6 protein-coding genes, 1 tRNA gene and 1 CRISPR repeat array are annotated in these 10,852 nt (G+C 68.4%); of the genes, 2 read left to right on the plus strand and 5 right to left on the minus strand.

Annotated elements, in window-relative coordinates; translation table 11 throughout:
- The first annotated feature begins 224 nt into the window (after window positions 1-224).
- Window positions 225-1,148 (plus strand): sulfurtransferase, encoded by a 924-nt coding sequence (locus ACFQ4O_RS11195; RefSeq protein WP_378775776.1) that lies wholly within the window; start codon window positions 225-227, stop codon window positions 1,146-1,148.
- Between the two features lie 163 nt (window positions 1,149-1,311).
- A complete protein-coding gene (locus ACFQ4O_RS11200) occupies window positions 1,312-2,520 on the plus strand; it encodes a YeeE/YedE family protein (RefSeq protein ID WP_378775777.1) in 1,209 nt (402 codons plus the stop codon).
- Between the two features lie 13 nt (window positions 2,521-2,533).
- A CRISPR array of direct repeats spans window positions 2,534-3,561; the repeat unit is 36 nt; unit sequence GTTGCGGTTGGCCCTCAATCACCAGACCGCTAAGCT.
- Window positions 3,562-3,634: 73 nt separating this feature from the next.
- On the opposite strand, the gene cas2 is transcribed toward ACFQ4O_RS11200, so the two are convergent.
- The 5 genes from cas2 to ACFQ4O_RS11225 all read right to left on the minus strand — a co-directional run bounded on the left by cas2 (window position 3,635) and on the right by ACFQ4O_RS11225 (window position 10,505).
- On the minus strand, window positions 3,635-3,988 hold the full coding sequence (cas2, locus tag ACFQ4O_RS11205) for a CRISPR-associated endonuclease Cas2 (RefSeq protein WP_378775778.1): 354 nt from the start codon (window positions 3,986-3,988) through the stop codon (window positions 3,635-3,637).
- Window positions 3,989-4,006: 18 nt separating this feature from the next.
- The gene (cas1, locus tag ACFQ4O_RS11210; protein ID WP_378775779.1) at window positions 4,007-4,906 is read right to left on the minus strand and encodes a type II CRISPR-associated endonuclease Cas1; all 900 of its coding nucleotides are present in this window, start codon (window positions 4,904-4,906) and stop codon (window positions 4,007-4,009) included.
- Between the two features lie 48 nt (window positions 4,907-4,954).
- Window positions 4,955-8,317 (minus strand): type II CRISPR RNA-guided endonuclease Cas9, encoded by a 3,363-nt coding sequence (gene cas9 / locus ACFQ4O_RS11215; RefSeq protein WP_378775780.1) that lies wholly within the window; start codon window positions 8,315-8,317, stop codon window positions 4,955-4,957.
- 1,387 nt (window positions 8,318-9,704) lie between these two features.
- Window positions 9,705-9,779, minus strand: a tRNA-Glu gene (locus tag ACFQ4O_RS11220).
- Window positions 9,780-9,836: 57 nt separating this feature from the next.
- Window positions 9,837-10,505: an exopolysaccharide biosynthesis protein gene (locus ACFQ4O_RS11225; protein ID WP_378775781.1), complete on the minus strand. Its 669-nt coding sequence runs from the start codon at window positions 10,503-10,505 to the stop codon at window positions 9,837-9,839.
- Between the last annotated feature and the right edge of the window lie 347 nt (window positions 10,506-10,852).

The raw sequence follows: 10,852 nt of genomic DNA on the forward strand, positions 1-10,852 counted from the left end.
CGGGCCGCCGCCGCCCGCTCGGCCCGCCTTGCGCCGCTCGGCCTGACGGCGCGGGAGAAAGCCGCGCTCGCCGCCTTTCTCCGCACGCTGTGAGCGCCGGCGCGCCGGATCACATGCGGCCATCACATTATTTTGCATTAAATCTACGGATTATATATATTGACGTGGACCATGCGCTCGGGATCAATCGCGTTCGGTATGACGAACGGCTCAGGAGGCCGACAATGAAGGCGATTTCGGGAGTGTTTGGCGCGGTGCTCGCCGCGGCGCTGGCGAGCGGCGCCGGCGCGGCTGAGACCAGCCCGCTGGTCACGGCGGACTGGGTCGCCGACAATCTGAAGAATCCCAAGGTCAAGGTGTTCGAGGTCAGCGTGGACCCGGGCGTCTACGAGCGCGGCCATGTGCCGGGCGCCACCAACATCCGCTGGCACACCGAGCTGGTCGATCCGGTGAAGCGCGACATCGCCAGCCGCGAGAACCTGCAGAAGCTGCTGTCCGCCGCCGGCGTCGACAAGGACACCACCATCGTCCTCTACGGCGACAACAACAACTGGTTCGCCGCTTGGGGCGCCTGGGTGCTCGAAGCCTACGGGCTCGGCGACCGGGTGAAGCTGCTCGACGGCGGCCGCAAGGTGTGGGAGGCCAAGGGCCTGCCGCTGGACACCGCCACGCCGGAGGCCGGCAAGGGCTCGATCGAGGTCGGCCAGCTCAACGCCAAGGTCCGCGCCCGGCTCGGCGACGTGCTGAAGGTGGCCGAGGGCGATCAGAGCTCCACCCTGCTCGACATCCGCTCGCCGGACGAGTTCTCGGGCAAGATCTTCGCGCCGGAAGGCTCGAAGGAGCTCGCGGTGCGCGCCGGCCATGTGCCGAACGCCAAGAACGTGCCCTGGTCCAAGGCCGTCAACGCCGACGGCACCATCAAGTCCAAGGACGAGCTGAAGAAGATCTACTCTGACGCCGGCGTGGACGGCTCCAAGCCGATCATCGTCTATTGCCGCATCGGCGAGCGCTCCAGCCACACCTGGTTCGTGCTGGCGAAGGTGCTCGGCTATGACGTGAAGAACTACGACGGCTCCTGGACCGAGTACGGCAACACCGTCGGCGTTCCGGTCGCCAACCTGACCGGCACCGTCTGGCAGGGCAAGTAAGGCTCGATCCGTTTCGTCCGCAGGCGTCGGGGCGCGGCGCCGGCGGACGACGCGCATGGCGGCGGTGGGAAACGCGCCGTCGCCATCATTGCCGGCCGGCGATCCTGAAAGGGTCGCCGGCCGCTCTGCGTTCCGCATTCCCGTCCGAAAGGCCTGATCGCCCGTGCCCTCCCCGCTTCCGCGTCTCGGCTCCTGGCCGGTCCTCGTCGCGCTCGCGACGCTCGCAGGCCTCGCCGCCGCCGCCCATCTGCTCGGTCAGACGCCCGGCGCGATCGGCGCGCGCCAGTCCTTCGCCCTGCTGGCGGGGGCGGCCTTCGGCCTCACGCTCCAGCGCGGGCGCTTCTGCTTCCTGTGCAATCTGCGCGACCTGACCCGGGACGGCGACCCGCGCGGCGTGCTCGCCATTCTGGCGGCGCTGGCGATCGGGGCCATCGGCTACGCCGCGGTGTTCGGCGCCTGGGTGCCGAACCCGTTCGGCGGCCGCCTGCCGCCCACCGCCCATGTGGGGCCGGTGAGCCCGGCGCTGGCGGTGGCCGCCTTTGTGTTCGGCGTCGGCATGGCGCTGTCCGGCTCCTGCCTGTCGGCCCATCTCTACCGGCTCGGCGAAGGCTCGCCCACCTCCCCCTTCGCGCTCGTGGGCGCGGTGGCGGGCTTCGTGCTCGGCTTCCAGACCTGGAACCCGATCTTCCTGGCGAGCGTCGCCGAGGCGCCGGTCGTCTGGCTGCCGGCGGTGCTCGGCTATCCGGGCTGGCTCGCGCTGACGCTTGCGGTTCTCGCCGGTCTCGCCGCGCTGGCGCTCGCCCGATCGCGGCCTGTCTCGCCGACGACGGCGGAGCCGCTCACCCTGCGCGGCGCGGCCCGCGCCACGCTCGCGGACCGCTGGCCGGCCTTGCCCACCGGCCTGCTGGTGGGGCTGATCGGCACGCTCGCCTATCTGCGCGTCGCGCCGCTCGGCGTCACGGCGGAGATCGGCAGCGCCGCCCGCACCGCAGCCGGCGCCGCCGGGCTGCTGCCCTCCACCCTGTTCGGGCTCGACGGCCTGCGCGGCTGCGCCACCGTGGTGAAGGAGACGCTGCTGTCCGAAAACGGCCTGTTCGTGCTGGGGCTGGTGGCGGCGAGCTTCGCCGCGGCGCTGGTCTCGGGCCGTTTCGCCCCCGCGCTCCCGAACCGCGGACAGGTGCTGCGCGGCCTCGCCGGCGGCGCGCTGATGGGATGGGGCGCCATGACCGCGCTCGGCTGCACCGTCGGCGTGCTGCTGTCCGGCATCCAGGCCGGCGCGCTCGCAGGCTGGGTGTTCCTCGTCTTCGTCACCCTCGGCGCCCTCGCCGCCGACTGGACCGCGAAACGCGTTGTCCGAAGGGCTAAGGGGTGAGGGCGCGAGGTTGATGGTGGTTGGCCCTCAATCACCAGACCGCTAAGCTCGAGCCCGGGCGGGCGCGGACCTGATAACCGTTGCGGTTGGCCCTCAATCACCAGACCGCTAAGCTACAGGTGTTGGCGTCTGCGCTGGCGCGCAGGTTGCGGTTGGCCCTCAATCACCAGACCGCTAAGCTGTCGCCCGCGAGCTCGCGCCGCTCCACGCTGTTGCGGTTGGCCCTCAATCACCAGACCGCTAAGCTGCCGAGCGGGTCGAGGACGAGGAGCTGCGCGTTGCGGTTGGCCCTCAATCACCAGACCGCTAAGCTGACCACCTGGAGGCAGTGACGGACGGGCGGGTTGCGGTTGGCCCTCAATCACCAGACCGCTAAGCTCGAGGGTGACGGAACAGTGGTCCGCGGCGCGTTGCGGTTGGCCCTCAATCACCAGACCGCTAAGCTCATATCGGTCCGCGCCCGTGCGTTTAATTAGTTGCGGTTGGCCCTCAATCACCAGACCGCTAAGCTGCCGCGCCTCAAGGAGTTGATTCCACTATGGTTGCGGTTGGCCCTCAATCACCAGACCGCTAAGCTTTCGGGTCGGAGCCATCGGCGCGGGGCCGGGTTGCGGTTGGCCCTCAATCACCAGACCGCTAAGCTCCACGTTGAACGCCGCCCACAGGTCGCGCCGTTGCGGTTGGCCCTCAATCACCAGACCGCTAAGCTGCCGTCGCCTTGCGACCCGAAGCCACTCCAGTTGCGGTTGGCCCTCAATCACCAGACCGCTAAGCTAGCGGAGGTCCGTTGCCGACACCCCCCCCCGAGTTGCGGTTGGCCCTCAATCACCAGACCGCTAAGCTAGGTGTATTCGTTTATTTGAATCGTTTCGTGTTGCGGTTGGCCCTCAATCACCAGACCGCTAAGCTCAGGCTCCGTGCCGGGACGGATCATCACCCGTTGCGGTTGGCCCTCAATCACCAGACCGCTAAGCTTCCGAGCCATTGCTTTCCGTCTTCAGTGTAGTTGCGGTTGGCCCTCAATCACCAGACCGCTAAGCTCCAATCCCTCTTAAGGCCCTGGCGACAGGGCCTTTTTCTTTGATCGCGGCGCGTCGAGGGCGTCGCGGGGCGGTCAGAACAGGGCGTACTGGTCCGGGTTTTTGGGCGACTGTTCACGCTTTCGTCCCCTGTAGGTGCGGATCGTTTCGTACTGCTTGTCGGTGATGCCGAGAATGTGAACCTTGCCGGCGGACGGCATGGCGCGCTCGATCTTCCGCTCCAGCGCCAGTCCCTGCTCCTTGCCGGCGCACATCTTGAGATAGACGGAAAACTGGCTCATCTCGAAGCCGAGATCGAGCAGGTTCTGCCGGAACCTGGTCGCCGAAGCCCGCTCCTTCTTCGTGCCCACGGGAAGATCGAACAGCACCATCAGCCACATGATGCGGTATCCCGACAGCGCCGGCGGCGGCGGACGCGACGACGACATGGGCGCGCCTCCACCGGCTCAGAAGCCGAGCGGCAGGGTCGGGCGCGGCAAAGACAGGCGTTCGCCGTCGCCGGCGAAGGCGCGGGCGAGCGAGAAGGCCAGCCGCTCCAGGCACAGGAACATTGGGCTGAGCCCCTCCTCCGCCGGAAGGTCCGCCACGGTGAGCCGCGCGAGCGCCGCCTTGGTCTCCGGCGTGACCTCGGTCTCGCCCGCTTCCCGCAGGCGATGCACCTCCCGGTCCACCAGCGGGCGGAACGGCTCCATCAGGTCGTCCACCAGCAGCATGGCGTTGCCGCGGTTGGAGTGCTTCAGGCCGAAGCTCGGGTGCAGGCCCGCCGCCATGGTGGCGCGCGCGGTCGCGGCGCGCAGCACGGCGTAGCCGTAGTTCAGCATGCCGTTGGGGCCGCCGCCGTCGGCGTCGCGGCGGAAGTCGCGGCCGAACAGCAGCGGCCAGTAGCGCCGCGCGGCCTCGGCCTCCACATTGTCGGGGTCGCCCGGCCGGACCTTGCGGGCGAGCAGGCGGAAGCCGCCGGCCTCCGCGCCGCAGGCGGCGAGCGTGGCGCCCTGGGCGAGGATCTTCGCCTCCACCAGCTGGCGCCACAGCCGCTTTTTCAGCGGCGCGGGCGCGGCGACCTGATCGCCCATGCGGCCGGACTGGACGTGATGGCCGTCCACCGGCCAGACGATCGCCTCCGGCCGGTGGCTCGGGCCGCACAGCACCGTGGGCACGCCCCGCCGGGCGAGCTCCAGCAGCAGATTGTTGGAGTACGTCAGTCCGTGCGCGTTGGCGACGACGGCGACGAGATCGTCGAGCGGCACGCGCCCGATCTCGCGGCGATCCTCCGACACGGTGAGAAAGCCGCGGTCGCGGGCGATGTGACGGCCGTCCGTCGCGATCTCCAGCACACGCCCGACCATATCCCCGCCCCCGCGACCGACGTTGTGGAGACGATTGAACTACACTCTTTAAGAGTGGTCACTCACCTTTTCGCCTTTTGCGATCGGACGCCAGCCCTCATGGAGCACGTCCACGCCCTCGACGCCGCCGACGATTGAGCGGGTGCGGATCACGCGGCGCACCTGTCCCAGCTCATCGACGCGCACCCGCTCGGCGCCTAGACGTTTCAGCGTATTGAACGACGGCATACGCCATTTGAAAGGATCGATCTCGTCCGCTGTCGCATGCCGCCGCTCGAGGTTGCCGGTTTCGTTGTGCGGCGCCAGCCGGAAACGGTTTGCGGACGGCTCCAGACGATGAGCGACCATGACTTTGCGTTCGCCGTCGTCATCAAGACGTATGAAGTCTCCCTTCGCGACGCGCATTACCAGCTTTGCGCCAGGATGCTCCGTCCGCCATCGTACCTCATGGCTCCCTTGGTTGGCGTCGAACCGACGAACAGCCTCGCCATGCCACCGCCCGTCGGGCGTCTCGAAGACGTCGATGCAGAAGTTTTCGCCCGCGGAATAGGCCTTGTAGGGCGCGCCGGTCGCCGGGTCGGCGACTTTGACCAGATACTCGTCCTTTTCCGATTTCAGCAGCCTCACGCGGCGCAGGCCTCCAACGAGGCCGGGCGTCTGCTCCTTCTCCACCCTGTCGGCGAACTCCTTCAGCGCCTCCGGCAGCGCCTTACCGTCGCGCTTGCCCTCGTACCACGCCTGTTCCACCTTCTCCCGCAGCCGCCGGTCGCGGATGCGGCCGATCTCGGTCTCCTTCAGGCTCTCGAGCGGCTTGCGATAGACGAGGTTGCCACGCTCCTCCTCGTCCGGCTTCAGGTCCGGGCGCGGCTTCACGAGGCCATAGGCGGTGTCCTCGTGCAGCTTGCCGCCGACGCCGTGGTCGGGCTTGAGACTGACCACCACGTCCCTCACCCGGGCTTTCAGCTCGTCGCGCCACGCATCCGGAAAGTCCGGAAACTTGAGCTTGTCCACGTCGAGATCGCCCTGCCCCGACAGGTAGGCGGCCTGATTGAGCAGGCTGCGGTCCGTCATGGCCATGACGAAGGCGTCGATGGCGTGGTGGCGGTGATCGGCGCGGTTCTTGACGCCGGAAAACTCGAAACTGTCGGTCGCCGCCTGAAACGTCTCGTCGCGCTCCTTCACGCCCATGTAGTTGTGATCGGGCAGCAGACTGTTGAGGCCCCACTTGCCGCGGATGATCGAGGTCAGGCGTCCGGGCGTCACCCAGATCGCGTAAGGGTCGGTGACGGCGGAGAGGTAGCGCTTGGCGAAGCGGGCGAGCCAGCCGGTCTCGTTCAGCTGCCGCGCCAGGAAGCCGCCCATGTCCTGGAACTTCTCATGGGCGTCCGGCTCGAACCGCCAGCGCTTGTTGCGCGGCAGGTTGGCGGCGCGCTCGGAGATCGCCGCCCAGTCGTAGCCGCCGTCGCTGCGGCCGAACGCCTGCCACGGCGTCCGCTTCTTCTTGGCCCGGTTGGCCTCCCGGAAACACACCGTCTTGTTCGCGGCGCTGTCGTCCAGCGACAGGCCGAGCGGGATCAGATGTTCGATCTCCACCTCGTCCGACATCAGCGTCGCGAAGACGATCGGCTTGCCGGTGAAGGGGCATTTGCGGTCCCGCGGATCGCGCAGGTTCAGCTCCTCCCAGAGCCGCATCTTCAGCAGATCCCGCGACGACGGCTCCGCGCCCTCGGAGTGCACGCGATACTCTTCAGCCCGTTTCTCGTTGGCCACCTGGTTCTTGCGCTGGTCGGCCTGCGCCTTTTTCTTCTCGTCGGGCGAGAGCTTCAACGCGCGCGTGAACTCGATCACGATCTCCGTCGGCGCGCCGTGCTGGTCGATCAGCGCGTTGACCACCCGCCGCAACTGGCCGAGCGCGATGTGGACGGTTGGGTTCGGGAACCGGCCAAAACGCTTGTCCGCCGGATCGTTCGGGTCGCCGGTGCCGACCACGGCCTCGGGGATCCAGGCGCCGTAATGGGGCAGCCGGCCGATCGGGTCGCCGGTCGGGAGATGGGCGTGGTCGAGGCCCTCGGCGGCCGCCGCTTCCGGATAGTTCAGGCCGCGCTCCATGTGCGGCAGCAGCCGTTCGAGGGCGTTCAGCCCGAGCCGCGAATGCCCGGCCGGCAGCGGCGCGTCCGCCACCGCCTCGGCGGCCCCCGGATCAAGGCCGCACTCCTCCACCAGCCACTCCACCAGCGCCGCCTCGTCGGACTCGGACAGCAGGCGCTCGACGATCACGCACTGGCGCTCGAACTCCAGACCGCGCCACGCCTTGCCGAAGCGCTTCTTGTCGGAGAGCACGGCGGCGGTCTGGTCGCCGAGCAGCTTTTCGCGCTTGTCGTCCTCCAGATTGAACTTCGCCTCCGCCGGCAGCTTCAACAGCGTGCGCAGCCGGTCGAACTTCACCTCCTTGGAGCCTGCGAAGGCCGCCAGCACGGCCGCGCTCTCGTCCGGCGTCAACGTGCGCGCCTCCTCGCCCGTCACCAGCACCCGCAGGTTTCGCACCTCCTGAAGGATGCGGAAGCGCTGGGCGCGCGGGTCCGCGAGCGGGCAGCGATAGCCGCCGGGATCCTGCTCCGGCGGCAGGGTCGCGGGCAGAAGCGAACATTTGCCGACGATCGGATCCTTCAGCGGACGCTGGTAGAAGATCGTGTCGAACAGCTCGTCACGGGCGGCGTCAGTCAGCGTGGCGTGGTGAGGCGCCTGCGCGCGCCAGATGGCGTCGAACTCGTGCTTGAGCATGTCTCGGGTGGGGTAAAAGGCGTATTCCGCCTTTGCGCCCTTGATCTCGGCGCGGGAACGCACGGCCTCGCGCTTCTGATGGCGGCGCCACAGCCAGACGCCGAGCGTCGGCGCGTCGTCCTCCTCCATCAGCTCCCGCAGCCGGCCCGACGCGACCTTGATCGCGCCTTTCTCGCCGCCGGCGGCGTCGGTCTTGCGGTTCGACTGGAAGCCCCGGCGCTGGTTGAGGTGGAACAGCGCGCGGCCCACATGGTGCGCCGGCAGCGGCCCGTCGAGCGCCTCGGCCCTTAGGCGGTAGGGGTCGAGCCCTTCGAGCGCCTTGCGCGCCGCCTCCTCCGCCGGCATCAGACCATGGCGGATCAGCGCCGCCATCAGATCGCGCCGGCGCCGCAGGAACCGGTCCCGCCGCACCCGCGCGCCGCGCGCAAGGCGCCGATCGGACGCGTTCGACGTCCCCGACTGCGGATCACGCCCATCCTCGAAGATGCGCACGCCGCCCGGCCCGACGCCCGCCGGACGCCACGGCGCGTCGTTCCGGCCGCGATCGAGCCACACCATCCACCAGCCCAACGAGTTCGAACCGAGGTCGAGGCCAAGGCGATAGGGGCGCTTTGGAGCCAGGTTGGTCATGGTTCTTCATCCCGAAACGAGAGCGCGATCACGGATGCGGACGAGGTCAGACCCAACGCCCTGATCGCCGCCCGCGCCGCCCTCGCACGCGGCTGCGGCGGCCTCGAAGGCGGTTTGCACGCCGGCGTTTTGGTGCGCCCGTCACATCCCTCTGCGGATCGCGCCCGCCCTCGAAGATCCGCACGCCACGCGGCCCGACCTCCGCCAGAAGGCCGGGCTCGCCGTCATGGCTAGGCTCAAGCCGCATCACCCAACGGCCCATTGAGCTCGACCCGAGATCGAGGCCAAGGCGATAGGATGTCGCCTGGGATACGCCGCGCACTGACCCCTCCAACAAAACGACAGCGAAGCCTCACAGCTCAGGATCATCGAAACACGCACGACAACTGCAACCATTAATAGCAACCTGCAAACACACACGCCACGAGCATCACGCAAAGAGCGAAGCTTCTTCAGAGGCGCCGTGTAAAAGTTGCGTGCGACGGACCGCTAGGTAGGTCGAACAATCAGTCTTGCAGCCTCACCCCCTCGCGTCGGCACGCCTGTGTTGCGGTTGGCCCTCATCAAGCCAACGAGCCGCATGTCGCGCTCGTGTGTTGCGGTTCCGGCCTTGAGTTGCGATTGGCGTCCAATCACCCCGATTGACACCCTGAGGCTAGCGATGCACACTCTTTGCGTGCAAGGCCTGTTTCCTCGGGAAAAAGACTTAGCGGTCTGGTGATTGAGGGCCTCCCGTTAACAAGCTTTCAAAGCACAAAATTCGAGACCCCGTCATGGTGCGCCATGACGGGGTCTCGTCTTCCTTATGTGATGTGAACGCGCCTCGCGGCCGCCGGACACACGCAGAACGCGCGCGTGTGCGAGCGAATGCTTGTGTCGAGCCGCCCCTGATCTTTTCAGTCGCGTGATGCAGCACATTGTGTCTGGCGCGTTAGAGCGCGGGCGATGCAACGCGCGCGCGTGCAGCCGCATGCGCCCTCGCTGTCATGAGATCCCGAACGCGTCGGTTGTAACGGCGGTCAGACGCGTCCAGCGCGCGGTTTGGCGATGCTTGCGACTTGGCCGGAGATCGGATGCGCGACGGCCGGCTTCCGCGAGATCGGCCAGCGGCGGCGCGTCGTCTTTGCGCTCACACCCCACGATCACACCGGGAGCGGCAAGCCATCTGCGTGAGCGCGCGCCCGGCCGTCGACGCCGCGCGCCGCCGCGTGCTCGGCCAGCGTGGCCCGAAAACGCCCACCGCCGGCGATCCAGCAAGACGGCGCGGCTCAACCTGCGCGAAACGCGGCGACGGCGGAGGATTGCGTTACGCCGGTCAAGGCTCGCCGCGCAGCGCAAACCGCGCGCGGGGCGCGGCGGCGGCGGATCGACATGTGGTGTGGGGAAGTGGCGCGCTCTACGGGAGTCGAACCCGTCTTTTCAGCGTGAAAGGCTGACGTCCTAACCGATAGACGAAGAGCGCGTTGCGGGCGCGACGTATAGGGGGGTTCGCTCCGCCCCGCAAGCGGGAAGACGCGACTTATCCCCCGCCGAACAGGCGCATCACCGGGCCGGCGAACAGTTCGAAGCCCTTCACCACCACGGTGGAGAGCGCGCCGAGGATCGCGAAGCTCGCGAGCGTCGCCAGCCAGCCGATGGCGATCGCCACGCCGTCCCGCTCGATCACGCCGAGCGCGAAGGCGGAGATGGCGATGGCGGGCGGCATGTTGCCGAAGGGAATCGGCAGGATCAGGATGATGGAGAGCACGAAGCAGGCGAGGCCCGTGAGGCGGTCGGCCACGAAGCCGGTCATCACCTCGCCGCGCGGCTTCAGCAGCCGCTCCAGCTTCTGCACCCAGGGCTCGATCTTGGCCGCGAGCGCCTGGAAATCCTCGCGCTTCAGCGAGCGTTCGGTGATGAAGCGGGGCAGCCACAGCCGGCGGCTGCCGATCATCAGCTGCAGCGCGATGAACACCAGCGGCGCGCCGAGCACGGCGGACGTGCCGGGCGGCATGGGCAGCGCGTTCGGCAGGGCGAACAGCAGCAGCAGCGCCCCGAAGGCGCGGTCGCCGAAGGCGTCCAGAATGGCCGCGATGCTGATGCGCGGGCGATCGCTGGTGGCGAGTTCGCGGAGCACCTGGGAAAAGCCGCGCTTGTGCGCGGCGGCCTCGTCCGGATGGGCTGCGGGGGGCGTGGCGAGATCGGTCACGGGGCTCCGGTCGGCGGAAGAGCGGGGGCGTCGCTGCGGCGGTCGTGGGTCACGGAACGGCACAAACGTGAAGATCGGGTGGCCGCGTCATGCCGGAAACGTGTCCGAGATGGTTTTTCTCGCCCGCACATCACCAGATCGCGATCTGGGACGCCAGAGGCTTGGCGACGATTTCACGGCTCCGCCGGCGCCGCGTCCAGCACCCGGAGGCTGACGCGCTCCTGCCCGCCCCAGCGATCGACGCCGAGACTGCCCGCCACATGGACGCGCGCGCCCCGCGCCTCGAACAGCCGGCGGCCGAGCTCCGTGTCCGCGGCGCGGAACGCGATGCCGCCCACGCTCGCGCC

The sequence above is a fragment of the Methylopila musalis genome (assembly GCF_042679725.1).
GTDB lineage: Bacteria > Pseudomonadota > Alphaproteobacteria > Rhizobiales > Methylopilaceae > Methylopila > Methylopila musalis.

Excerpts from the sequence above, each read along its gene's own strand:
- ACFQ4O_RS11195 (WP_378775776.1), top strand. The coding sequence starts at position 225 with ATGAAGGCGATTTCGGGAGTGTTTGGCGCGGTGCTCGCCGCGGCGCTG.
- cas2 (WP_378775778.1), bottom strand. The coding sequence starts at position 3,988 with ATGTCGTCGTCGCGTCCGCCGCCGCCGGCGCTGTCGGGATACCGCATC.
- cas1 (WP_378775779.1), bottom strand. The coding sequence starts at position 4,906 with ATGGTCGGGCGTGTGCTGGAGATCGCGACGGACGGCCGTCACATCGCC.
- cas9 (WP_378775780.1), bottom strand. The coding sequence starts at position 8,317 with ATGACCAACCTGGCTCCAAAGCGCCCCTATCGCCTTGGCCTCGACCTC.